Raw genomic sequence first — 23,767 nt, 5'->3', positions numbered from 1 at the left:
TCAGGGTCAGTCACGGCCGCTGCGCAACCACGCGAAGGCGAAGCCGGCCAGTGCGGCGGCCAGTACCAGCAGCACCCCGGACTCGACCAGCTGCAGCGGCCAGAAGTGCGAGGCCGGCTGGTAGACGCCGTAGAAGGTGTGCGAGTTCAGGCAGGCGGTGCTGTCGCAGTCGGCGGAGACGGACACCCGGCTGCCGTTGGCCAGGATCACGCCGTGGTCGACCACCCAGGCGTTGGCCGGGGCGACGTAGCTGCCGACACCCGACTGCACCTGCCGGGTCAGCGGCAGGAGATGGGGACGGAGCAGGTACCCGGCGGCCGTCGAGGCTCCGGTGAGCACCCCGGTGACCAGCACCGAGACCACGGCCGAGCGCAGCACCAGCCCCACGACGGCGCCCAGCACGAGGGCGTAGAGGGCGTAGGCGGCCGGGACCGCACCGATGGCGGCGTAGGTCGTCGGGTGGAAGGCGTAGGAGTCGAGGCCCGAGGGGACCACGTACTGCTGCCAGAACCACTCGCTGAGCGCGGCGACCGCCGCACCGGCCACCAGGACCAGGGCCGCCGTGCAGCCGAGCCGGGCGGCGAGCCAGCGCCTCGGCGAGACCGACTGCCCCCAGGCCAGCAGCTGGGTGCGCCGCTCGAACTCCCGGGACAGCAGCGGCGCGCCGACGAACATCCCGACCAGCACCGGGAACACCAGCAGCAGGCGCTGCACGATGCTCTGGTAGACGGAGACGTAGTCCTCCTGCTGGATCAGGAAGTTGCCGCAGGCGGGGCTGCTCATGGTCGGGGCGCCCCCGCCGGCGCAGGCCCGGGTCAGGTGCTGCGGCCCGGCGGCGGCGTCCAGCCCGTGGACGCACCAGCCCACCAGGGCCGCCACCAACAGCACGAAGCCCAGCAGCACCCGGACCAGCGTCCGGTTCTGACGCCAGTTCAGCCAGAGCAGCCCGTGCAGCCGCTCCCGGCGGCGCGGGGCGGGTGCGGCGGTCCGGGCGTCGGCGGCGGCCAGCACGGTGGTCATGCGGCCACCTCCGCTTCGGTGCGGGCCTCGGCGGTGAGCAGCGACGGGGCCTGCGGCGAGCGGAGGTAGGCGAGCAGCAGCTCCTCCAGGGTGGGCGGGGCCGCCTCCCAGGGGCCGGTGACCGGCCCCCGGGGACGGATCAGGGCGGAGAGCTGGCGTCCGCTCTGCCGGGTCTCCACCACGGTGTGCCCGGACAGGTCGGCCGGCTCTCCGGCGCCGAAGAGGAGGTGATGGGCGCTCAGGATCTCGTCCACCTCGCCGGCCAGCCGGATCCGGCCGCCGTCGACCAGCAGCAGGTAGTCGATGACGCCGTCCAGCTCGGCCAGGATGTGGCTGGACATGACGATGGTGGTGCCGTGCTCGGCGGCCTCGGCCATCAGCGTGCCCATCAGCTGGTGCCGGGCCAGCGGGTCCATGTCGGACATGGGCTCGTCCAGCAGCAGCAGTTCCGGGTGCTTGCCGAGGGCCAGGGCGAGGGCGACCCGGGTGCGCTGGCCGCCGGAGAGCGTGCCGATCCGGGCGTCGGCCGGCAGGTCGCCCTGGGCGACCACGCGCTGCGCGGTGTCCTCGTCCCATCCCGGGTTGAGCTCGCGGCCGAAGCGCAGCATCTCGGCGACGGTGAAGCCGCTGTAGAGCGGCTTGTCCTGGGCGACGAAGGCGAAGCGCCGGCGCAGCTCGGGGTCGTCCAGCGGGCCGCCGAGGACCCGGATCCCGCCCTCGGACGGGGTGAGCAGGTTGGCGGCGAGGGCCAGCAGGGTGCTCTTGCCGGCGCCGTTCGGCCCGACCATCCCGCACACCCGCCCCGCCGGCACCCGGAAGGAGCAGTCCCGGAGGGCCCAGCCCCGGCGGTACTTCTTGCCGAGACCGACCGCCTCCAGAGCGGCCGGTCGGTCGGTCGAATCGCTGTTCATCGGTTCCCCTCGAAGGTCTGTGCCAGCACGGACGCGACCAGCGCGGTGGCGTCCTCGTACTCCAGTCCGGCCTGCCGGGCCCGGTCGGCCCAGGCGCTCAGCTCGGCCCGCAGCTCCCCGTCCGCCCCGGCCTCGGCCCGGGCCAACGAGCGCCGGACGAAGGTGCCGAGGCCGGGGCGCGGTTCGACCAGCCCCTCCCGGTCGAGCTCGCGGTAGGCCTTGAGCACGGTGTTCGGATTGATCGCCGTGGCCTCGACCACCTCCCGCGCGGTCGGGAGCTTGTCCCCCGGCTGCAGCAGTCCCAGCCGCAGCGCCTGCTTGGTCTGCTGGACGATCTGGAGGTACGTCGCGACGCCGCTGCGCCGCTCGATGCGGTACTCGATCATGCCCGCATCACCCTTTCACTAATGTGTTAGTGGAATGGTGATGGAAGCCCGCCCCGGCGTCAAGCGTTGCTGATCAACGGGGCCGTGCGGCTACGGGGGGCCGTGCGGCTACGAGGGGCGCTGGAGCAGGACGATGCCGTCGCGGTCGGCGACCGTGCGGTAGCCGTCGGCCCGGTACTGGGCCACCAGCCGGGCGCTGAGGGCCGGCTCGCAGGGGACATGGGTCGGGTCGGTGGTGTCCGAGACCACCCACTGCGGCAGCGGCTGCCCCGGCAGGACCGGCGCGCAGACCAGGCTGACCGTGGTCCGGTCGGTGAGCTGCGCCGCGAGGTGGTTGGAGGAGGCGACGGTGGTGCCGCTGGGTATCAGCGCGAGGATCTGCCGCGCGGCCCGCACATGGGCCGACTCCGTCCACACCGACGGGCTCAGCGGCTCGTGCAGCGGGTAGACCGGGATCGTGATGGCGGTGAAGGCGGCACTGCCGGCCAGCACCCGGCGGACCTGGCGCCGGGTCAGCGGCGGCCGGCCGCGCAGCCCGCCCCGCTCCGGGCGGATCGCGTCGACCAGCCCGGCGAAGACCACCGGCATCAGCACCGCGCTGTAGTGGTAGCTGACCCCCCAGTAGTGCGGGTTGTCGGAGAGCAGCCGCCAGGCCAGGGTGGGCAGGCAGAGCAAGGTGAGCGGGGAGCGCAGCCCGGCGAAGGCGCTGGGCAGCAGCAGCATCAGCAGCAGCAGCCACTTCACCGGCGGCCAGCCGAGGTGGAGCAGCGCGTGGAGCAGCTGGTGCGCCGCTCCCCCGTGCCCGGCCCCGGCGCCGGGCATCTGGGCCAGGTAGGCGTAGCCGTCGTGCGGGTTCATCGCGGGCAGGATGACCAGCATCTCGACCGACGAGGCGACGGTGCCGAAGACCGCCAGGCCGATGCCGAGCAGCCGGGTCCGCCGTCCTTCGGCCCGTCCGAACCAGGCGATGTAGCCGCCGACCACGGCGGCGGTCAGCCCCAGGTCCTCCTTGACCAGGACCAGCGGCAGCGCCCAGAGCGCGGCGGCCGTCCAGCGGCGGTTGCCGAGCGCGGTGGCGCTGAAGGCGATCAGCGGGACCGCGACGGCGACCTCGTGGAAGTCGAAGGAGGCGGCTTTGACGATGCCCCAGGAGGCGCCGACCCCGCAGCCGACGACCAGCGCCGCGAGGGGGCCGCGCACCCGGTGCGCCCAGAGCGCCAGCGGGACGCAGGCCAGGGACATCAGCACGGCCTGGGCGACGAGCAGGGTCAGCGGGCTCGGGAAGACCCGGTAGACCGGCCCGAGCAGGGCCAGGATCGGGCTGAAGTGGTCGCCGAGGATGTTGTAGCCGGGGCCCTTCAGCGCCACGATCGGCGCCCGGAAGTGCGCGTAGGCGCGGATCTCCTCCTCGAATATGCCGAGGTCGTAGCCGGCGCTGAGCATCCGCTCGTGCCGGCGTATCGACATCGCCGAGTAGAGGACGGCGAAGAGCGCCGCGATCGACCAGGCCAGGACCCGGGGCGGGACCCGGTCCAGCCCCCGGCGCAGCGTGCGCAGCAGCGACATCGGCAGGGCCGGACGCTGCGGGCCGGAGGCGGTGTCGGGCTGCGGTACCGCGCTGGTGGAGATCAACGTCCTCTATCTTCCGTTTATACGACTGCTCCGAGCAGCCTAATTGACCGAGGGGTGCGGTCGGCCGCCGGTCCCTGCGCTCCCTGGGAGTGCCGCCGCTCCCGTACCCTCGGATCGGCAGCAGCGACATCAGCAAGCAGTGACATCTGCGACAAAGGAGCCGGCACGTTGATCCGCGTGGTCGTCGTCGACGACGAGACTCTCGTACGGTCGGGCCTCAGCCTGATCGTCGGCTCGGCACCGGACATCGAGGTCGTCGCGACCTGCTCCGGCGGGGAGGCCCTGGAGACCGTCGGCAGGTACCAGCCGGACGTGGTGCTGCTGGACATCCGGATGCCCGACGTCGACGGGCTCACCGTGCTCCGCGCGCTGCGGGCGCTGGCCCGCCCCCCGGCGGTGGCCATGCTGACCACCTTCGACACCGACGAGTACATCGGCACCGCGCTGCGCAGCGGGGCGGCCGGCTTCCTGCTCAAGGACACCGACCCGGAGCAGCTGACCCAGGCCGTGCGGACGCTGGCCGGCGGACGCCGGGTGCTGTCGCCCGCCGTCACCGACACCGTCATCGCCGGCTACCTCGACTCCGGCCCCGACCGGCAGACCACCGACCGGCTGCGCAGCATGACCACCCGCGAGCTGGACGTGCTGGCGCTGCTCGGCGAGGGCCTGTCCAACGCGGACATCGCCGCGCGGCTGTTCCTGAGCACCGGCACGGTCAAGGACCACATCAGCGCGATCCTGGCCAAGCTGGGCACCTCCAACCGGGTCCAGGCCGCCGTCTTCGCGCACCAGGCCGGGCTGCTGGGCGGCGGACCGGGCGGCGGGCCCGCCGGCGACCGGCCCGGTGGCGACACCGGGACGCGGGGCAGCCGACCGTGAGCGTGTCCACCCGCTGGCTGCTGCACCCCTGGGTGACCACGCTGGTCCCGGCCGCCCTGGCGGTCGCGGACGCCCTGCTGGCCAACGACCTCGGCTCGGCCGAGCAGATGGGGACCTCGCTGCTGGCCGCCGCCGCGCTGCTGCTGCGTCGCCGGTGGCCGGTCGTGGTGCTGCTGCTGACCATGCCGGGGATGCAGCTCAGCTACATCTGGCTGGCCCCGATGCTCGCCCTCTACACCGTCGCGACCTGCAACCGCCGCCGCTGGGTGGTGGGGCTGTGCGCGCTGCTGGTGGCCGTGGTGCAGTTCGTCCCCTGGCCGGAGTACGGCTACACCCTCGGCTGGGACCGGACCACGGTGCTGTCCGCGCTGTACTCGCTGCTCACCGCCGCGGCCCCGGTCGCGCTCGGGCTGCTGGTCCAGACCCGGCGCGAACTCGCGGTCCGGATCGACGAGCTGACCCGGGGCCAGGAGCGGGAGCAGGCGCTGCTGGCGCAGAGCGTGCTGTCGATGGAGCGGGCCCGGCTGGCCCGGGAGATGCACGACGTGGTCTCGCACCAGGTGAGCCTGATATCCATCCAGGCCGGGGCACTGCAGGTACGGGCGGGCGACCCGGTCGCCACCGCCGAGACCGCCCGGACCATAAGGCTGCTGTCGGTGAAGACGCTGGAGGAGCTGCGGCAGATGGTCGGCGTGCTGCGGGCGGCCGGCGGCGACGGCCGGGAGCTGACCCCGCAGCCGACCCTGGCCGACCTGCCCCGGCTGGTCGGCGCGAGCGGCGTCAACGCCCGGCTGGACGCCGGGACGCTGGGCGGCGGCCCGGTGGACGGCGACGCCCCGGCCGCCGGCGAGGATGCCGACACCGACACCGACCTCGACCTCGACGCCGGCGCCGATCAGCCGGTCCGGGACTGGCCGGTGACCGACTGGCCGGAGCCGGTGCAGCGGGCCGCCTACCGCACCGTTCAGGAGGCGCTGACCAACGTCCGGAAGCACGCGCCCGGGTCCGAGGTGAGTGTGCGGCTGCGGACCCGGGGCGACTCGCTGGTGGTCCAGGTGCGCAACGGGCCGCCCGCGCCCGGGGCGGAGCCGCTGCTGCTGCCCGGCGGCGGGCACGGGCTGATCGGCCTGCGGGAGCGGGCGCAGCAGCTCGGCGGCACCCTGGAGTCCCGGCACACCTGGGACGGCGGCTTCGTCGTCCAGGCCGAACTGCCGCGCGGGACGTCCGGCTGACCTGCGGGCCGGCCGGACGACCGCCCTCGCGCTAGGCCACGCGCTAGGCCACGCGCTCCAGGTCGGGGACCGCGGCCAGCGGGGCGTGCGGGCGGCGGCGGCCGAAGAGCGAGGGCAGCCGGGGTGCGGTGATGAAGCCCTCGGCGCAGGCGTTCACCAGGGCGATCCTGGGCAGGTCGCGGCTGCGCTCGAAGAGCACGTAGCGGGGCTCCCAGCGCGGCCGGTACTTGGCGTTGGCCCGGTAGAGCGACTCGATCTGCCACCAGCGCGAGACGAACATCAGCACCGAGCGCCAGGCCCGCAGGAACGGTCCGGCGCCGAGCCGGGAGCCGCGCTCGAAGACCGCGCGGAAGACCGCGAAGTTCAGCGAGACCCGCTTGACGCCGTGCTGCCCGGCGGCCAGCAGCAGTTCGATGACCATGAACTCCAGCAGCCCGTTGTCGGAGTCCCGGTCACGCCGCATCAGGTCCAGCGAGAGTCCCTGTGCGCCCCAGGGCACGAAGCTCAGCAGCGCCCGCAGCTCGCCCTGGGCGTCCCGGCACTCCAGCATCGCGCACTGGCCGTCGCCGGGGTCGCCGAGCCGGCCGAGCGCCATCGAGAAGCCGCGCTCGGTCTGGCCGTCGCGCCACTGGTCGGCGCGGAGCAGCAGGGTCTCCATCTCCTCCTCGCCGATCTCGGCGTGGCGGCGCAGGGTGACGCTGTACCCGGCCCGCTTGACCTTGTTGTGGGCCTGGCGGACGGTGCGCATCGCCCGGCCCTCCAGGCTGAACTCGGAGACCTCGACGATCGCCTCGTCGCCCAGTTCCAGGGCGTCGAGACCGTGCCGGGCGTAGACGATGCCGCCCTCCTCGCTGGCGCCGGTGACGGCGGGCACCCAGGCGTTCTCCCGGGCCTGCTGCAGCCACACGTCGATGGCGCCGGGCCAGGCCTCGACGTCGCCGATGGGGTCGCCGGAGGCCAGTGAGACGCCGCCGAGGACGCGGTAGGTGACCGCCGCCTTGCCCGAGGGCGAGAAGACCACGGACTTGTCCCGGCGCAGCGCGAAGTAGCCCAGCGAGTCCCGCTCGCCGTGCCGGGCGAGCAGCTCGCGCAGCCGGGTCTCGTCCGCCGGGGCCAGGTACTCCTTGCCCTTCGGCGCCCGGAACAGCGCGTACAGCACCACCAGCAGCACCCCGACGCTGACCACGTTGATCGACACGTCGACCCAGCGCGGCACGGAGACATAGAGGTTCTGGGTGCTGTTGAAGCCGAGGGTGATCACCCGGAGCACCACGTAGTGGAGCCGGTCGGCCAGGCTGGAGCCGGTCTCGGTGTTGGTCAGGCCGATCAGGCCCGCGCCCAGTCCCAGGGTGAGCGCGCCGCCGCCGACCAGCACCGCGAGCGCCAGTCGCGGGTTGGTCCGGTCGCCCCGGGCCCGGAACTCCTTGCGGCCGACCAGCAGTGCGACCAGGAAGAGCACGATGACCGCCATGGTCATCCAGTTGAAGGGGTGCTCCCGCACCGAGGGCCGGTGGATCAGGGAGGCGACCAGGCCCGCGCCGAGCACTCCGCAGCCGACCAGGTTGGTGATCCAGGCCGCCCGCTTGTGACGGTTCATCATGACCGACATGAACAGCGCGAAGGCGCCGGAGGTGAAGCCCGCGGTGAGCAGGTAGGGGGTGTAGAAGTCGCCGCTGTTGTGCTGCTGGACCTGGCTGCGGAAGGAGGCCGAGACCCCGCCGAGGAGGTTCAGGCAGCCGACGAGTCGCAGGTACCAGACGAGGGTGCGGGCTGCGGCCCGCTGGGGCAGGGGAACGGCTGCGGCTTGGGACATCTGCTACGGCTCCGGGACGAGTGCGGCACGGCGGGAAGTCGGTGGCGGCGTACCCCGTGGGAGAGGGCAGCAGCGGCACGAATACCAGCTTGGCGGTGGCCGTCCGCACGCGCGTCCGCCCAGGGTCGGGGAACGCCCCCGCCGATCGGCGGGTGGGAGGGGGCTGAAAGGATGCTGGTAGGCAGTCGGACGCCGAACCGGGAACCCGGCGGGCCTCCGGAGCGTCACACTGTTCCTCGGAAGGGAACGTCGGGCCCGGTGCGAACCGGGGCGGACGCGGAGCCTGTGGACCTGGATACGGGGGGAACGATGAAACGCGGTTCGCGTGCGAGCAGACCGGCGGCGACGGCTCTGGCCGGCCTGGCACTGCTGCTGGCCACGACGGCCTGCTCCGACCACGGCGCCACCACGGCCGCGCCCGGCCCGTCCGGCGCGGTGACCGCGGTGACCGGCGGCGTCGGGACGACGAGCGGCCGACCGGTGCCGGTCGACGCCTCGTCGAGCGCCCGGCCGCACCCGGGCTCCTCCGCCGGGGCCGGCAGCACGTCGCCGTCGTACTCGCAGCCGCCGGCCGGTCAGGTCTCGCTGGACAGCACCGCGCAGCGGCTGGCCCCGTACCTGGAGGCGCACTTCGCCGGGTACTTCGCCTCGGTCCTGGTCGACGACCCGCACGGGCAGCTCGTGGTGTTCCGGCTGCCCGACCCGCACCTGGACGCCACGGTGTGCGCGATGGCCGGACGGACCCGGGTGGTGTTCGTGAACGCCCGCTACTCGTACCTGCGGCAGCACCAACTGCTGGCCAGGATCGGCGCCGACCGGGGGTACTGGCGCAGGCACGGCATCGTGGTCAACTCCCTGGGCGCCACCAACGGCGTCCACTGCGCCGTGATCGTGACCACCAACACCGGCAGCCAGGCGCAGCAGCGGGCCTTCGACGCCCGCTACGGCGCGGGGCTGGTCGAGGTCAGCCAGGGCGGGGCGGTCCTCACCAAGTGACCGCGCCCCGCCCCGTCCTCACCGGGGCTCAGGCGGTCGCCGCCTGGCTGGTCGCCCGGGTGGTCGCCGGGGTGCCGCCGGTGTACTCCCGCCAGTCGCCCGGGGTCTGTCCGACGTCCAGGGTCCGCAGCTTGGCCAGCACCGCCGGGTCCTGCACCTCCAGCCACTGCACCAGCTGACGGAACGACACCAGCCGCACGTCGGGCTTGGACGCGATCTCGCGCAGCGCCTGCTCCACGGCCCGCATGTAGATGCCGCCGTTCCAGCTCTCGAAGTGGTTCCCGATGTACATCGGCGCGCGGTTGGTGGTGTAGGCGCGGTTGAACCCCGCCATGTACGACCGGTAGGCCTGGTCCTGCCAGGTCGGGCGCATCGACGGGTCGCCGTTGATGTTGGCGTTGGACTGGTTTGCCAGGATGTTGTAGTCCATCGAGAGCACCTCGAAGCTGTGCCCGGGGAAGGGCATCGCCTGGAGCGGGAAGTCCCACAGGCCCAGCCGCTTGCTCGGCCAGACCTGGTTGCCGCCGGGCGAGCTGGCGTCGTACTGCCAGCCGAGGGCGCGGGCGGCGGGCAGCAGCCGGTCCTGGCCGAGCAGGCAGGGGGTGCGGCTGCCGATCAGCTCCTTGCGGTAGTCGAAGGGCAGGGCGGGCAGGTCGTGGAAGCCGGTGTTGGTCTTCCAGTTGGTGACGAAGCCGACCGCCTGCTCGATCTCGCTGTGCCACTGGGACGGCGTCCAGTTGCCGACGCCGGTGGCCGGCGAGCAGAAGTGGCCGTTGAAGTGGGTGCCGATCTCGTGGCCCTCCAGCCAGGCCGGCCCGACCTGCTGGAGCGTGGCCCGGATGTGCTCGTCCTTGAGGTAGCCGATGTCGGACGCGCCCGGCCGGTGCCCCGGCGGCAGGTACTGGTCCTTCCTGCCCTCGGGCAGGGTGTAGATCCCGGAGAGGAAGAAGGTCATGGTGGCCTTCGTCTCCTGGGCGACCTGGCGGAAGTGCGAGAAGAGCTGCTTGCTGTCCTCGCCGGCGCCGTCCCAGGAGAAGACCACGAACTGCGGCGGGCGCTGGCCCGGCTCCAGCCGCTGGGGCACCGGCTGGTGCGGCTGCGGGCCGGTGTCGGAGGTCGAGCCGTCGCCGATCAGCCGGGCCGCCTGGGCCGGGACGGGCGGGGCGGCGGGGCGGCTGCTGACGGCGTCGCCCGCCCGGCCGGCCCCGGCGGCGCTCGCGCTCCGGCCGTCCCCGCAGCCGGACAGGCCCAGCGCCGCCGCAGTGGCGGCGGCTCCGGTGGCCAGGACGTTCCTACGCGAGAGCGAACCCATCCGCTGTCACCCTGCTTCCTGCTCGGTATGACCGTCTATGACCGTCTTGTCGGTTCGACTGTATGCCCATCGGGCGATAGGACTGTGTCCTGGCTGTGACGTGCCCACCTCGTGTCCGGTTCCCGGTGGACCCTCGGCCACGGTCCCGAGCGGCCCGGATGCGGCGGCGGTCAGCCCAGCATCCCCCCTGACCGCCCGCCAGGCACGGCGACACCACCGCGCGCAAGTGTGGTGCGTTGTCGAACAGGTCGACCGCACCCGGCGGCAGGGCCCGGCCGAGGCTCCGGACGGGTCGTCAGATTCCGTTCGGGGCCTGGTCCGAACGGGTGGCGGTGCGGCGGACTTCGGCAAGCCCGCCCTCGGGCCCGGGGAGCGGCGTATCGTCGGGTTCGGCCTGCCCGCCACGGGCCCGGCACCCGAACCCCGTGCGGTCGTCGAAGGGCGGATCCTGGCCGCCGACTTCGACGGCCGCACGGACACCGCCCGGCGGTCGCCGACGGCCGGGGAGTCCGCACCGCCGCCACGACCAGCGGTCGGCGCAGGGGTCGGCGCAGGGGTTGGCGCTCCACGGCCGGGGCCGACCCCGTAGCATGCTGCACGGTCGCGCCGGCCGCGGCCCCGCGCTCGTCCGGTGCCCGGTGCACGACCCCCGCCCCGGGTGGGGGCGCCGGCGAACTCCACCGCTGCCCGGCAGGGTGCCTCCTGCCGGGCGGCGAGCGGCGAGCCGCCGCCCGAACGCCCTTCGCCCGTCCCCCCGGACGTGGCTGACGCCGGATCACCACTATCCTGGCGCCCATGACCGACTGGGGGACTGTCTCGGCGCTGGCCACCGCCGGCGGCACGCTGGTGCTGGCCGCGGCCTCGTTCGCATCCATCCGCTCCGCCGACCGGGCCGCCCGGTCCGCCGAGCGGGCGGTGCAGGCCTCGCTGCGGCCACTGCTGGTCGCCTCCCGGCTGGAGGACCCGGTGCAGAAGCTGCACTGGATCGACGGCCACTGGACCAGGCTGGACGGCAGCATGGGTTACGTCCACGTCGCCGAGGACGGCCGGATCTACCTGGGGATGTCGATCCGCAACATCGGCCCCGGGATCGGCGTCATCCACGGCTGGCGGTTCCGGACCGGCGAGGTCGGCGCCGACCTCGGGCATCCCGACCTCGACTCCTTCCGCCGGCAGACCCGCGACCTCTACATAGCCCCGAGCGACACCGGCTTCTGGCACGCCGCCGTCCGCGACGCGGAGGACCCGGACCACGAGCCGCTGCTGCTGCCGATCAAGAACCGGGAGCGAATAGTGCTGGAGCTGCTCTACGGGGACTACGAGGGCGGCCAGCGCACCCTGAGCCGGTTCTCGCTGGTGCCGCGCGATCTCGCGGCGCACGGCGAGGCGGCCCAGTCGCACTGGTTCTGCCAGGTCGTCCGGCACTGGAACATCGACCGGCCGCAGCCGCGCTGACCCGACCGTTCCTCAGGGATCAGACCAGGTCGGTCAGTTTGCGCAGCGCCTCGGCGGTCGCGAAGAGGTCCGACCGGCGCTCCTTGGCGTGCTCGACCAGGTCGGCCAGGGCGAAGCTGTTGGGCGGCTGGGGCACGCCTGCCATCACCAGGTAGGAGCGGGTGAGGGTGGCCGCGTAGAACTCGTTCATCGGGCTGTCCAGCGGTGGGCACACGGCGAGGGTGTGCAGCAGCGCCGCAGCGCGCCAGCAGATGTCGCGCGGCTCCTCGTCGGCCACCAGCACCACGTCACTGGCGTGCCGGGCTATCGCCGCACTGATGCCCGAGGGGTCCCAGACCGTCGGGTCCGACGGCAGGTGGTGCGCCAGTACGTTCCAGGCCCACGCCTCGTCCGCCTTCATCCTGACTCCTTGCCTGGATACCCCCGCCTTCTGACAGGGGAGGAAATGCACCCCCGAGCACGGAACCGCGCAGCGACGGAGCCCACTCGGATGCTCTGACGGTCAGCCAACCCATTAGCCTCACAGGAAAAGGGAGAACTCTCGGACGGGGCGACCGCCTGCGAAGCAGGAAACCCTCACTGCGAAGTGAGGAATCCCCCGCTTTCGGGCGGGTGGAGGAAGTCAAGCGCTCTTTCCGAACCGCTCCTGGAAGTAGGCCCAGTTCTCGGCCGTGTTGAACTCGGCCGCGGCGTCCAGGAACCGCTGCCGGTCGGCGTCGAGCTCACGCTTGGCGACCTCGGTCACCAGCGCCGTGATGGTCGTGCCCTCGGCCGCCGCCCTCGCAGCCAACCGAGCGTGGAATTCCTCGTCCACCCGGATGGTGATGTGCTTCGACATGGCAGCAGCGTACAGCCAACCCGCTGTACGGGAGCACGCTTCGCGGCAATACCCGGACGGCGGGCGGGCCGCGGCCCACGGCGTCGGCGGCGTCAGCGGTGGTCGATCCGCCCCGAGACCCCGGAGGTGATCCCGACCAGCGCGGCCAGCGGGGCCTTGCGGGCGGCCGCGACCAGCGCCTTGTAGCGCAGCGAGGGGACGCTCACCGACCGGCCCCGGGCCAGGTCGCGCAGGCACTCGTCGACGACCTGCTCGGCGGAGAGCCACATCCAGGGGCGCACCTCGGTCATGTCGATCCCGCCCCGGTCGTGGAACTCGGTGCGGGTGAAGCCGGGGCACAGCGCCAGCACCCGGACGCCGGTGCCGGCCAGGCCGCGGGCCGCGCTCTGACTGAAGTTGACGACCCAGGACTTGCTGGCCCCGTAGGTGCCCCGGGGCAGGAAGGCGGCGACCGAGGCGACGTTGACGACATAGCCGCGCCCGCGCCCGCGCATCCCGGGCACCGCGGCATGGGTGAGCCGCAGCACCGCCTCGATGTGCAGCTTGACCATGGTCAGCTCGTCCGCGACCGGAACCGTCGGAAAGCCCTCGCGCAGGCCGAATCCGGCGTTGTTGACCAGCAGGTCGACCGGGCGGTCCGGGTCGCCCAGCCGGGCCTCGACGGCGGCGATCCCCTCGTCGGTGGCCAGGTCGGCGGCCAGGACCTCGACCGTGACGCCGTACTGCGCGACGAGCACGGCGGCCTCCTCGTCCAGCCGGGCGGCGTCGCGGGCGACCAGGACCAGGCCGAGGCCGTCCCCGGCGAGGCGGCGGGCGAAGGCCGCGCCGATACCGGCGCTGGCGCCGGTGATGAGTGCAGTTGGCATGCCCAGCAGAATAGTCCGCCGGGCGGCCGCTCAGCCGACCAGTACCGCGAGCCGCTGCAGCGAGTCGGTGAGGGCGAGGGTGGTGGCGTCCTTGATCCGGGCCGCCATCACGCTGACCGCCGCGCCCTTGAACTCGCTGGCCACGGTGAGCGAGGTGGACTCGCCCGCGGGCTCCAGCCGGTAGTGCTGGTGCAGCTCGATGCCCATCGGGCCCTTGCCCGCCAGCTTCCAACTCCGGCCCGGCTCAAGCTCGGTGACGGTCCAGGCAGCCTCCGAGGGCATGCCCATCAGGGTCATCTTCTCGCTGTAGACCGCACCGACCACCAGTTCGGCCGGGCCGCCGCCGGGGAAGGCGGTGTGGATGGTGTTCCACTCGCCGAAGCGGTCGAAGTCGGTGAGCACCGCCCAGACCTTGTCGGTGGGCGCGGGCAGGATCGCACTGACGGATACCTCGGCCATGGCTGCTCCGTAAGGGGATTGGACGGGTCGAACGGGCCCCGCTCCGGGCAGGCTAACCAGAATCTGACGAACCATCAATAAAAGTCGCAGCCCGTTCCCGTCGGCGCCTGGGCCTAGCATCGTGCCGAACCGGACCGACGGGGCCGGAGCGTCGTCCCCGGACCGAGCCATGGAGGCCGCAGCAGCATGCAGTTCACCCCGGCGGACCGGCGGGCACGGCTGGCGAGCCGTCACCTGCTGGCGCCCGCCCACCGCGCGACCACCCCCGAGCAGGCCGCCGACGCCCTGGTCGGCCTGCACGCCACCGACCCCGCCACGGTCTTCCTGGCCGTCGCCGCCCGGCTGACCGCGCCCACCCCGGCCGCCGTGGAGCAGGCCCTCTACGGCGATCTGACGCTGGTCCGGCTGCTGGCGATGCGCCGGACCATGTTCGTGGTCGGCCGGGAGCTGGCGCCGGTGGTGGACTCCTCCTCCGCCCGCCCGGTGGCCGCCAGGGAGCGGAAGGGACTGCTGGGCCACCTCGCCGACGCCGGCCTGGACGCGGCCTGGCTCGCCCGGACCGAGCAGCAGGTGCTCGCGGTGCTGGCGGACGGCGTCCCGCGCTCCGGCACGGAGCTCGGTGCGGCCGTGCCCGCGCTGCAGCACCGGGTGACCGTGGCCGTGGGCAAGCCCTACGAGGCGACGCAGGCCGTCTCGGCCCGGGTGCTGCGGGTGCTGGCGGCGGAGAACCGGATCCGCCGGGACCGCCCGCGCGGCTCCTGGACCTCCAGCCAGTTCCGCTGGGTGCCGGGCGAGCCGTGGCCGGAGCAGCCGGCCACCGACGCCCGGACCGAGCTGACCCGCCGCTGGCTGGCCGGCTATGGCCCGGGCACCGAGGCGGACCTGGCCTGGTGGACCGGCTGGCCGCTGGGACAGGTCCGCCGGGCCCTGACGGCGGTCGGGGCGGAGGAGGTCGCCCTGGACTCGGGCACCGGTTACGTGCTCCCCGGCGACACCGCCCCCACCGCCGCGCCGGAGCCCTTCGCCGCGCTGCTGCCGGCCCTGGACCCGAGCGCGATGGGCTGGCGCGGACGCGACTGGTACCTGCCGCCGGAGCACACGGCGGAGCTCTTCGACCGCACCGGCAACATCGGTCCGACCGTGTGGTGGGACGGCCGCGTCGTCGGCGGCTGGGCCCAGCGGCCCTCCGGCGAGGTGGTCTGGCGGCTGCTGGACGAGGTCGGCCGGGCAGCCGCGACCGCGATCGGGGCGGAGGCCGAGCGGCTGACGGCGTTCCTCGGCCCGGCCCGGGTCACCCCCCGGTTCCGCACCCCGCTGGAGCGGGCGCTGACGGCGGACTGAACGGGACCGGGCCCGGACCCGGGGCGCCCGGACCGGGCCCGGACCGCGGCTGCTCAGCGCGCCGTGCCTCCGTCAATGCCGGGCCGACCGCCGCTTGGCCCGTGCGGGTGGCCGCCGGGCCCGATGACGGCGTGTCAGGGGGCGGCGGCCCGGCGGCAGCACGGGCGGCACCGACCCCGCCCCCGGAGGTTCCCGTCCTGGTCCGCCGGCGCTACCCCGGTCCGCGCAGCAGCAGTTCGGGCAGTTCGCCCCGGGCGGCCACGCCCAGCTTCGGGTAGGCCTTGTAGAGGTGGTAGCCGACCGTCCGCGAGCTGAGGAACAACTGCGCGGCGATGTCCCGGTTGGACAGGCCCTGCGCGGCCAGCCGGACGATCTGCGACTCCTGCGGGGTCAGCTGCGCCAGCGGGCCCGGCGCCTCCCGCTCCGGAGCGGCGGAGCCGCTGGCGCCCAGTTCGGTCCTGGCCCGCCGGGCCCAGGGCGCGGCGTCCGACTGCTCGAAGGTCCGCAGCGCGGAGCGCAGCGGGGTCCTGGCCTCGCCGCGGCGGCGTCCCCGGCGCAGCCACTCCCCGTACAGCAGCTCGGTCCTGGCCTGCTCCCAGGGGCGCGGCTGCTCCGCGTGCAGCTTCAGCGCGGCGAGGTAGCGCTCCTCGGCCCCGGTCTCGCCGCCCAGCAGCGCCTCGCAGCGCAGCACCAGCGCCGCCGCCCAGGGCCGGTCGACCCGCTCGGCCCAGCCCCGGAACCGGGCGAAGGGCGCGGCGGCCCGCTCCGGTTCACGCAGCCGCACCGCCGCCTCGACCAGGTCGGGGACGGACCGCATGGCGGAGACATGGAACCACTGCCGTCCGGAGGTCAGCGCCTCCAGCCGGGACAGGCACTCCTCGGCCCGGCCCCGGCCGAGGTCGAGCACGGCCAGCGCCCACTCGGACCAGGGCCTGCCCGCCACCCCGGCGGCCAGCGAGCGGCCGACGGCGGCGGCGACCGCCTCCTCGTCCCCGTCGACGGCGGATGTCCAGGCCAGGAAGCTGTGCATCTGGGCCGCCCACTGGGTCTGGCCGATGTCCTCGGCGATCCGCAGCGACTCGGTGGCGTGGGCCAGCGCCTCCTGCCGACGCCCGGCGAACAGCTCGCCCTCGGCCAGGAAGAACAGCAGCGTCGGCAGCGCCCCGACCGCGCCCAGCGCACGGGCCTCGGCCACCAGTTCCTCGGCCAGCCGGACGGTCTCGTCGTCCCGGCCGATGATCAGGGTGGCACCGCAGACCGTCATCAGGTCGAGGCCCGGCGCGCTCCGCCCGGCCCCGGTCCGACCGGCGCGGGCGCGGGCGACCGACTCCGCGACCGCGACGGCCACCGGCTCCACCGGCACCGCCCCGGCGCCGAGCAGCGGCCGGGTGACGTCCAGCAGGTAGCCGATCAGCGGGGCCGCCGGGTCCGCGTCGGTCAGCCGCAGCGCGGAGAGCTCGGCCAGCACCCGCGACAGCTGCGCCTCGCCCAGGTACCAGGCCGCGTGGAAGGCCTGGATCAGCACCCGCGCGGCCGGTCCCGGGTGCTCCTCGGCGGCCAGCCCGGCCGAGCGCAGCAGCAGTTCCAGCGCGTGCTCGTGGGAGCCGCGCCAGAACCGCTCGACGCCCTGCACCAGGTGCAGCTGAGCCAGCGTCAGCGGGTCCTCCGGAGCCCGGCGCAGCGTCTCCTCGGCGAGCGCGGCGGCCCGGTCGAGTTCACCGGCCTCCACCGCCGCCTCGGCGGCGCAGGTGGCCCGGCGGGTGGCGTCCCCGCGCGCGGGGCTGAGCCGGGCCGCGCGCTCGTAGGCGGTGGCGGCGCCGGCGTGGCCGCCGCGGTGCGCGGCCTGCTCGGCGGCGCGTTCCAGCGCGGCGGCGGTCGGCTCGTCGGGACCGGTCGCGGCCAGCGCCAGGTGCCAGGCCCGGCGGCCCGCGTCGGCGCCCTCGCCCGCACCCGTCGCCCCACCCGCCGCCGCGGTCGGAGTCGCCGTCGGAGTCGCGGTCAGCGCCTCGGCCAGGGCCCGGTGCGCGGCCAGCCGCTGGGCGAGCGGCGCCCGCCGGTGCACGGCGGAGCGCAGCAGCGGGTGCCGGAAGGCCAGCCGGGTGTCCGCGACCCGGACCAGCCCGGCGTCCTCGGCGGGCCCGAGGTCGCCCGGTCCGGCGCCGAGCAGCGCGCCGGCCCTGAGCACCAGGGCCAGGTCTCCGCTCTCCTCGGCGGCGGCGACCAGCAGCAGCGTCTGGGTCGCTGCGGGCAGCCGGGTGACCTGTCCGTGGTAGGCGAGTTGGAGCCGCCCGGTGAGCGGCACGGCGTCCGCCCCGGCCACCGTCGCCGACTCCGCGTGCGACTCCGACTGCGGCAGTTCGACCAGCGCGAGCGGGTTGCCGTGCGCCTCGGCGAGCACCCGTCCGCGCGCGGCGGGGCCCAGGCCGAGACCGGTGGAGCGGTCGGCGAGCAGCGCGGCGGCGGCCGCCGCGTCCAGCCCGCCGAGCCGCAGCTCCGGCAGGCCGGGGGCGGACCAGTGCCCCTCCCCCTCGCGGGCGGCCAGCAGCAGCACCACGCCCTCGGCCTGGAGCCGGCGCGCGGCCAGCAGCAACGCGGCGGCGGACTCCCGGTCCAGCCACTGGGCGTCGTCCACCAGGCACAGCAGCGGCTGCTCGTCGGCCAGTTCGGCGAGCAGGGTGAGCACGGCCAGCCCGGTCAGCAGCCGGTCCGGCGGACCGCCGCCGTCGTCGGCCAGCCCGAAGACGTGTTCGAGGGCCCGGCGCTGCGGCCCCGGCAGGGCGGGCAGCCGGTCCAGCGCCGGTGCCAGCAGCAGGCTCAGCACGGCGAAGGGCAGTTCGGCCTCGTACTCGACGCCGCTCGCGCGGACGGTGCGGAACCCGGCCCCGGCAGCCGTCGCGGCGGCGTGCTCCAACAGCGCGGTCTTGCCGATCCCCGGCTCGCCGCGCAGCACCAGGGCCCCGCTGCGACCGTCCCGGGCATCGGCCAGCAGCCCGGCGATCACCGCCTGTTCCTGCGCGCGCCCGTGCAGCTCCCCGTACCAGCCCATGACCGGGAGCCTACCTGGACGGCCGGTCGCGGCCCTGTCGAAAGTACCTAAGCGCGACTGATTCGGCCGTCGCCGGACCTGCGTAACTTCTTGACCTGCGAGGACAACAAGTCCCCAGCAGGAAACGAAAGTTACGGAGACCGTCATGGACAGGGCCCAGGAACTCGTCGAGCGCTACCTCGCCACCTGGAACGAGGCCGACCCGGCCGCCCGCCGACTGCTGGTCGACGAGCTCTGGGCCGAGGACGGCCGCTACACCGACCCGCTGGTCGACGCCGAGGGCCGGGACGCGATCGACGCCACGATCGGCGCGGTGCTGACCCAGTTCCCCGGGCTGGTGTTCAGCCTCGGCGGCCCGGTCGACGCCCACCACCACATCGCCCGCTTCACCTGGGAGCTCGGCCCTGCGGGCGGCGAGGCACTGGTGATCGGCTTCGACGTGCTGAGCACGGACGCGGAGGGCCGGATCACCGACGTCCAGGGCTTCCTGGACAAGGTCCCCTCCGCCTGACCCGGCCCACCGGCCGGCGTCTGCCGGCCCCCTGCCCCCGCTCGGGGCTGCTCCCACAGCCCCGGGCGGGTCCCCTCCCCCACTCCTCGCCGCCCGACCGCCGAACCTGGAGCCCACAATGGCAACCACCGCCCCTCCCACCCGGTCCGCCGCCCCGGCGGCGGAGCCGACCGCGCCGGCCGCCCCGCCCAGGGGCCTGCTGCCGGTCGTGCTGATCTCGACCTTCATGACCTCGCTCGACTTCTTCATCGTCAACGTCGCCATCCCGTCCATGCAACAGCAGTTGGGGGCCGGACCGGCGGGCATCCAGTGGATCATGGCGGCCTTCAGCCTCGCCCTCGCGGCCGGGCTGGTCAGCGCCGGACGGATCGGCGACATCGCCGGTCGCCGACGGATCTTCGCGCTCGGCCTGGCCCTGTTCACCGCCTCCTCGGCGGCCTGCGGGCTCGCCCCCACCGTCGGCCTGCTGATCGCCGCCCGGGCCGTCCAGGGGCTGGCCTGCGCGCTGATGGCGCCCCAGGTGCTGGTGATCCTGCGCACCGCCTTCCAGGGCAAGGCCCAGGCCAAGGCCTTCGCCATGTACGGGCTGACGATGGGGATCGGCGCCGTCTTCGGACAGCTGATCGGCGGCGTACTGATCCGGCTCGACCTCTTCGGCCTGGACTGGCGCACCTGCTTCCTGATCAACGTCCCGGTCGGCCTGGTCACCCTGCTGCTGGTCGGGCGCTCGGTCCCGGAGTCCACCGCGCCGCAGCGCCCCCGGCTCGACAACATCGGCGTGGCACTGGTCACCGCCGCCCTGGTGACGCTGGTGCTGCCGCTGATCGAGGGCCGCTCCGAGGGCTGGCCGCTGTGGACGCTGCTCTGCCTGGCCGCCACCCCGGTGCTGCTCGCGGTCCTGGGCGTGCACCAGTACCGGCACGGCCGGGCCGGGGGACACCCGGTGGTCGAGCCCACCCTCTTCCGGGAGCGGCCGTTCAGCGCCGGCATGGTCGCCCAGCTCGCCTTCTGGGCCGGACAGGCGTCCTTCTTCCTGGTCCTGGCGCTCTACCTGCAGCAGGGACGCGGACTGGACGCCCTGGCCTCCGGGCTGATCTTCATGGTCATCGGCGGCGGCTACCTGGCCACCTCGATGTACGCCCACCTGCTCTCCGCCCGGCTGGGCCGACAGGTGATCGCCGTCGGCGCCCTGGTCATGGTGGTCGGCCTGGGCCTGCTCCGGGCCGCCGCCGACAGCTCCGGCAGCGGCATCGGCTGGCTGCTCCCCGGTCTGCTGGTGGACGGCATCGGCATGGGCATGGTGATCGCCCCGCTGACCGGCACCATCCTCGGCCGGGTCAGCCCCGAGCTGGCCGGATCGGCCTCCGGGCTGCTGGCCACCGGACAGCAGGTCGGCAGCGCCATCGGCGTCGCGCTGATCGGCAACGTCTTCTACGGCGCCCTCGGCGACGGCGGCGCGACCGGATTCGGCCACGCCTTCCGGCTCAGCCTGGTCGTCCTGATCGGCTGTGAGCTGCTGCTGGCCGCCCTGGTCCAGCTGCTCCCCCGGCAGACGGCGAAGGCCGGCTGACCGTGCGCCGGTGTCCGTGCGCCACGGATCCGAGCGCCCTGGATCCGAGTGCCACGGATCCACCCGAGCAGTCCGCGCGCCGCCGTCAGCGGCGCGCGGCAGCAGACCCGCCGGGGGCGGGACGCCGGAGCGCCGGCGTCCCGCCCCCGCGGCCGTCCGCCGGCAGCCTCTCCGCCAGTACGCCGTCACCGGTGACGACTCCGGCCGCCGACGTCCCCGCGCCGGCCAGCGCGACCCGTACCGCGACCGGGGCGGAGAGGCCCTGGAGCACGTCGGCGGCGTTGCCCCGGCGGTAGCCGCCGCCCTCGGACTGCCAGCCCCAGGCCACCGGTCGGCCGGTGGCGCCGCCCGCCGCGCCGCTGCGGCCGGCCAGCAGCACGCTGCCGGGCAGGTCGAGGGCGAGGCCGGTGCACAGCAGCGTGCACAGCAGCTCCAGGTCGGCGTCGTCGATCCGCAGCACCTGGCCCGGGTCGAGCCGCAGCTCCGTGCAGACCTCGATCCGCTGCTCCCCCGGGTGCAGCTCGCCGACCAGCAGGTAGCGGCCGGGCCGGGCGCCGGCCAGCATCTGCCGCAGCTCCGCCGCCCCCTGCTGGTACGCCTCGCGCAGCGGCTCCTCGGGGAAGGCGCCGGTCGCGGCGGCCTCGGCGGTCTCGGCCAGCAGCCGGTCCAGCGCCCGCCGGGCCAGGCCGCGCTCGCGGGCCCGGGTCAGCTGCTCCAGGAAGTCCGGCAGCGGCTCGCCCTCGTGGTCCACCCATTCGGCCTCGCCGTCCGGGTCGGCGATGTAGGCGGCGTGGCTGTCCGGGTCGGCGGCCGGAAGGCCGTGGCGCTCGCAGTAGTCGGCCAGGTCGGCCGGATGGAAGCAGCGCCCGCGCACCTGGCCGCCCTTGCCGCGCAGCGCGCCGAGCAGCAGCTCCAGGTCGCGCAGGTAGTCGGCGTAGGCCTGGTACTCGGTGCCGCCGTCGGAGCGCAGCGCCTCGAAGTCCGCGGCGCAGGTGACCACTCCGATCAGGGTCGGCACCGGGACGCGCTGCGCCGGGGCGCAGCGGCCGCGGCGGGCGGCCTTCCGGTCGCGGCAGGGGTTGCTGCCGGGGCGGGCCGTCGAGCGGTTGCGTGCGTGCCTGGCCATGGGATCTCCTCGGTGCGGTGGGGCGTCCGGCCCGGGGGCCGTCACTGACCTCCTCCCCGGCCCCGCCCGACCCATGCTCACCTTGTGTCACAGGATTGTCACCATAGGTGATCGACCGCCGACGGCAGGGAGCCCGGCCGCCCCCGAGGGGGCAGACCGGGCTCCGGAGCTCCGTGCGCGCTGCGGCGGACGCCTCAGGCGCGCTCGTCGCGGGTCGCGCGCAGGGTGGGCTTGAGATCCTTCAGACGGGCCAGCAGTCCGTTGACGAACGCCGGCGACTCGTCGGTGGAGAACTCCTTGGCGATCTCCACGGCCTCGTCCAGGACGACCGCGTCCGGGACGCCGTCCTCCCAGATCAGCTCGTACGCGCCCAGGCGCAGCACATTGCGGTCCACGATGGGCATCCGGTCCAGCGTCCAGCCCACCGCGTAGGTGGCGAGCAGGTCGTCGATCCGGGCGGCGTACTGGCTGTAACCCTCGACCAGTTCCATCGTGTACTCGCTGACCTGCGGCGTGCCCTCGTCCGGGGTCCGGGAGCGGCGCACCCAGTCGGCGAGCACGGAGACCGGGGTCACACCCCGGTGGTCCGCCTCGAAGAGGATCTGGAAGGCGCGCGTGCGGGCCTTGTTGCGTGCGGTGGACACGGTTAGGAGTTCACCCGGCCGAGGTAGTCGCCCGTACGGGTGTCGACCTTGATCTTCTCGCCGGTGGTGATGAACAGCGGGACGCCGATCTCGTGACCGGTCTCCAGGCGGGCGGGCTTGGAGCCGCCGGTGGAGCGGTCGCCCTGGACGCCGGGCTCGGTGTACTCGATGACCAGCTCGACCGAGGCGGGCAGCTCGACGTAGAGCGGCGCGCCCTCGTACATCGCGACGGTGGCCTCGAAGCCCTCCAGCAGGAAGTTGGCCGCGTCGCCGAGGACCGCCGGGGGGATCTGGATCTGGTCGTAGGTGTCCAGGTCCATGAAGACGAAGTCCGCGCCGTCCTTGTACGAGAACTGCATGCTGCGCTTGTCGACGCTGGCAGTCTCGACCTTGACGCCGGCGTTGAAGGTCTTGTCGACGACCTTGCCGGAGAGCACGTGCTTCAGCTTGGTGCGCACGAAGGCCGGGCCCTTGCCGGGCTTGACGTGCTGGAACTCGACGACGGTCCACAGCTGGCCGTTGTCGAGCTTGAGCACCATGCCGTTCTTGAGGTCGTTGGTAGAAGCCACGGTCGCACTAACTCCTGCATATCGCTGTCAAGGAACCAAGATGCGGTGTCCACGGAGCCCGGCGGACCGGGATCACAGGGCGAGGAGCTCCTTGGTCGTGATGGTGAGCAGCTCGGGACCGCCATCCTCGGACGGGCGGACCACGAGCGTGTCCTCGATCCGGACCCCGCCGCGACCCGGGAGATGGACTCCCACGGCAACGGTGACCGGCACACGGTTGTCCAGCTTACCCAACTCCTGGAGTCCCAGGTGCGGAGCCTCCGCGATCTCCAGTCCGACGCCCTCGCCGTCCACCTCGCCCAGCTGTCCGGCAGCGTCCAGTACCCGCCGCGCGGCGCGGGCCGCGTCGTCCGGCGTGGCGCCCGCGACCAGGTGCTCACGGGCCGCCCGCTGGGCCTCGAACACCTGCCGGTGCAGCTCGATCTGCCACTCCGCCGGGGCGAGTCCGACCACGAAGGTCCTGGTCGCGGACGTGCGGTAGCCCCGGTAGCAGCCGCCCAGGGCGACCGTGACGAAGTCGCCGTCCTCGACCCGCCGGTCGCCGGACCTGTGGGCCGGCAGCCCGGAGTGGTCGCCGGCGCCGACCCGGACCGGGAAGGCCGCGCCGTCGGCCCCGTGGTCGATCATGCGGCGCTCCAGCTCCAGCGCGATGTGCCGTTCGCTGCGGCCGACCAGGATCGACTCCAGCAGCTCGCCCAGGGCCTGGTCGCCCATCTCCCCGGCGATCCGCAGGTAGGAGATCTCGTCCTCGTCCTTGACCTCGCGCAGCCGTTCGACGGCGCTGCCCAGGTCGACCAGCCGGGCCCCGGTGGCGGCGGTGACCTCCCGGTGCCGGGCCACGGTGAGGTCGTGCTCCTCGACCCCGAGGGTGGCCGTCCCGGCGGTGGCCGCGAGCAGTGCCGCCGGATCGACGCCGGCGGCGGCGGGCAGCGGCTCGACCCCCTCCTCCGGCACCGCCCCCTCGGGCAGCACCGCGCTGGCGGCGTCCCGGGTGACCAGCAGCGCCCGCGCGGCCTCCGAGCCGGTCAGCCAGCGGACGTTCACCGGCCTGGTCACCAGGGCCGCGTCGATCCCCTGGGCACTGCAGCGCGCCCGCAGCCGGTCCCGTCGATCCCTGTGCACGTCGGCCATGCGTCCGAGCCTAGGTTCCGCCGCAGGCGG

General features: G+C 74.2%; 22 protein-coding genes. 7 read left to right on the top strand and 15 right to left on the bottom strand.

Annotated features, from left to right (window positions below; genetic code table 11):
- Positions 1-6: 6 nt before the first annotated feature.
- The 4 genes from BS75_RS36320 to BS75_RS36305 form a co-directional block, all read right to left on the bottom strand.
- A complete protein-coding gene (locus BS75_RS36320; protein WP_034091255.1) occupies positions 7-1,020 on the bottom strand; it encodes an ABC transporter permease in 1,014 nt (337 codons plus the stop codon).
- Positions 1,017-1,931 carry an ABC transporter ATP-binding protein gene (locus BS75_RS36315; RefSeq protein ID WP_034091254.1) on the bottom strand — a complete coding sequence of 305 codons (915 nt, stop codon included), beginning with the start codon at positions 1,929-1,931 and terminating at the stop codon, positions 1,017-1,019. The genes BS75_RS36320 and BS75_RS36315 overlap by 4 nt, the downstream gene beginning before the upstream one ends.
- Positions 1,928-2,317, bottom strand: coding sequence for a GntR family transcriptional regulator (locus BS75_RS36310; RefSeq protein WP_034091253.1), 390 nt, complete (start codon positions 2,315-2,317; stop codon positions 1,928-1,930). Before BS75_RS36310 ends, BS75_RS36315 begins: the two co-directional genes overlap by 4 nt.
- 108 nt (positions 2,318-2,425) lie before the next feature.
- Positions 2,426-3,949 (bottom strand): DUF2079 domain-containing protein, encoded by a 1,524-nt coding sequence (locus tag BS75_RS36305; RefSeq protein ID WP_052070144.1) that lies wholly within the window; start codon positions 3,947-3,949, stop codon positions 2,426-2,428.
- A gap of 168 nt (positions 3,950-4,117) precedes the next feature.
- Here BS75_RS36305 and BS75_RS36300 point away from each other — a divergent pair, with 168 nt between their 5' ends.
- Both BS75_RS36300 and BS75_RS36295 read left to right on the top strand, forming a co-directional pair.
- Complete coding sequence (locus tag BS75_RS36300) at positions 4,118-4,828, top strand: response regulator (RefSeq protein ID WP_034091252.1); 711 nt, start codon at positions 4,118-4,120, stop codon at positions 4,826-4,828.
- Complete coding sequence (locus tag BS75_RS36295; RefSeq protein ID WP_231608001.1) at positions 4,825-6,060, top strand: sensor histidine kinase; 1,236 nt, start codon at positions 4,825-4,827, stop codon at positions 6,058-6,060. The genes BS75_RS36300 and BS75_RS36295 overlap by 4 nt, the downstream gene beginning before the upstream one ends.
- Before the next feature lie 43 nt (positions 6,061-6,103).
- Here the strand turns inward: BS75_RS36295 and BS75_RS36290 are convergent, their stop codons facing one another.
- On the bottom strand, positions 6,104-7,873 hold the full coding sequence (locus tag BS75_RS36290; protein WP_042437403.1) for a phosphatidylglycerol lysyltransferase domain-containing protein: 1,770 nt from the start codon (positions 7,871-7,873) through the stop codon (positions 6,104-6,106).
- Between the two features lie 309 nt (positions 7,874-8,182).
- Between BS75_RS36290 and BS75_RS36285 the strand changes: the two genes are divergently transcribed.
- A complete protein-coding gene (locus BS75_RS36285; RefSeq protein ID WP_034091251.1) occupies positions 8,183-8,869 on the top strand; it encodes a hypothetical protein in 687 nt (228 codons plus the stop codon).
- 28 nt (positions 8,870-8,897) lie between these two features.
- Here the strand turns inward: BS75_RS36285 and BS75_RS36280 are convergent, their stop codons facing one another.
- Positions 8,898-10,181: a polysaccharide deacetylase family protein gene (locus BS75_RS36280; RefSeq protein ID WP_034091250.1), complete on the bottom strand. Its 1,284-nt coding sequence runs from the start codon at positions 10,179-10,181 to the stop codon at positions 8,898-8,900.
- A 795-nt stretch (positions 10,182-10,976) separates the two neighbouring features.
- Here BS75_RS36280 and BS75_RS36275 point away from each other — a divergent pair.
- The gene (locus tag BS75_RS36275) at positions 10,977-11,636 is read left to right on the top strand and encodes a hypothetical protein (protein WP_034091249.1); all 660 of its coding nucleotides are present in this window, start codon (positions 10,977-10,979) and stop codon (positions 11,634-11,636) included.
- 19 nt (positions 11,637-11,655) lie between these two features.
- Here the strand turns inward: BS75_RS36275 and BS75_RS36270 are convergent, their stop codons facing one another.
- The 4 genes from BS75_RS36270 to BS75_RS36255 all read right to left on the bottom strand — a co-directional run bounded on the left by BS75_RS36270 (position 11,656) and on the right by BS75_RS36255 (position 13,799).
- A complete protein-coding gene (locus tag BS75_RS36270) occupies positions 11,656-12,036 on the bottom strand; it encodes a hypothetical protein (RefSeq protein WP_034091248.1) in 381 nt (126 codons plus the stop codon).
- A 222-nt stretch (positions 12,037-12,258) separates the two neighbouring features.
- Positions 12,259-12,474, bottom strand: coding sequence for a toxin-antitoxin system HicB family antitoxin (locus BS75_RS36265; protein WP_034091247.1), 216 nt, complete (start codon positions 12,472-12,474; stop codon positions 12,259-12,261).
- Positions 12,475-12,566: 92 nt separating this feature from the next.
- Positions 12,567-13,340 (bottom strand): SDR family NAD(P)-dependent oxidoreductase, encoded by a 774-nt coding sequence (locus BS75_RS36260; RefSeq protein ID WP_034091246.1) that lies wholly within the window; start codon positions 13,338-13,340, stop codon positions 12,567-12,569.
- Between the two features lie 30 nt (positions 13,341-13,370).
- The gene (locus tag BS75_RS36255; protein ID WP_034091245.1) at positions 13,371-13,799 is read right to left on the bottom strand and encodes a type II toxin-antitoxin system Rv0910 family toxin; all 429 of its coding nucleotides are present in this window, start codon (positions 13,797-13,799) and stop codon (positions 13,371-13,373) included.
- A 186-nt stretch (positions 13,800-13,985) separates the two neighbouring features.
- Between BS75_RS36255 and BS75_RS36250 the strand changes: the two genes are divergently transcribed.
- On the top strand, positions 13,986-15,140 hold the full coding sequence (locus BS75_RS36250) for a winged helix DNA-binding domain-containing protein (RefSeq protein WP_034091244.1): 1,155 nt from the start codon (positions 13,986-13,988) through the stop codon (positions 15,138-15,140).
- Positions 15,141-15,351: 211 nt separating this feature from the next.
- Here the strand turns inward: BS75_RS36250 and BS75_RS36245 are convergent, their stop codons facing one another.
- A complete protein-coding gene (locus BS75_RS36245) occupies positions 15,352-18,186 on the bottom strand; it encodes a LuxR family transcriptional regulator (protein ID WP_034091243.1) in 2,835 nt (944 codons plus the stop codon).
- Between the two features lie 145 nt (positions 18,187-18,331).
- Between BS75_RS36245 and BS75_RS36240 the strand changes: the two genes are divergently transcribed.
- Complete coding sequence (locus BS75_RS36240) at positions 18,332-18,697, top strand: nuclear transport factor 2 family protein (protein ID WP_034091242.1); 366 nt, start codon at positions 18,332-18,334, stop codon at positions 18,695-18,697.
- A gap of 118 nt (positions 18,698-18,815) precedes the next feature.
- Positions 18,816-20,267 (top strand): MFS transporter, encoded by a 1,452-nt coding sequence (locus tag BS75_RS36235; protein ID WP_034091241.1) that lies wholly within the window; start codon positions 18,816-18,818, stop codon positions 20,265-20,267.
- Between the two features lie 85 nt (positions 20,268-20,352).
- Here the strand turns inward: BS75_RS36235 and BS75_RS36230 are convergent, their stop codons facing one another.
- The 4 genes from BS75_RS36230 to BS75_RS36215 form a co-directional block, all read right to left on the bottom strand.
- On the bottom strand, positions 20,353-21,393 hold the full coding sequence (locus tag BS75_RS36230) for a hypothetical protein (protein ID WP_034091240.1): 1,041 nt from the start codon (positions 21,391-21,393) through the stop codon (positions 20,353-20,355).
- Between the two features lie 194 nt (positions 21,394-21,587).
- The gene (gene nusB / locus BS75_RS36225; protein ID WP_034091239.1) at positions 21,588-22,037 is read right to left on the bottom strand and encodes a transcription antitermination factor NusB; all 450 of its coding nucleotides are present in this window, start codon (positions 22,035-22,037) and stop codon (positions 21,588-21,590) included.
- Between the two features lie 2 nt (positions 22,038-22,039).
- A complete protein-coding gene (gene efp, locus BS75_RS36220; RefSeq protein WP_034091238.1) occupies positions 22,040-22,606 on the bottom strand; it encodes an elongation factor P in 567 nt (188 codons plus the stop codon).
- A 72-nt stretch (positions 22,607-22,678) separates the two neighbouring features.
- Positions 22,679-23,737 (bottom strand): M24 family metallopeptidase, encoded by a 1,059-nt coding sequence (locus tag BS75_RS36215; protein WP_034091237.1) that lies wholly within the window; start codon positions 23,735-23,737, stop codon positions 22,679-22,681.
- Between the last annotated feature and the right edge of the window lie 30 nt (positions 23,738-23,767).

This window comes from Streptacidiphilus albus JL83 (assembly GCF_000744705.1).
GTDB lineage: Bacteria > Actinomycetota > Actinomycetes > Streptomycetales > Streptomycetaceae > Streptacidiphilus > Streptacidiphilus albus.
This window is presented reverse-complemented; position numbering and strand designations above follow the sequence as displayed.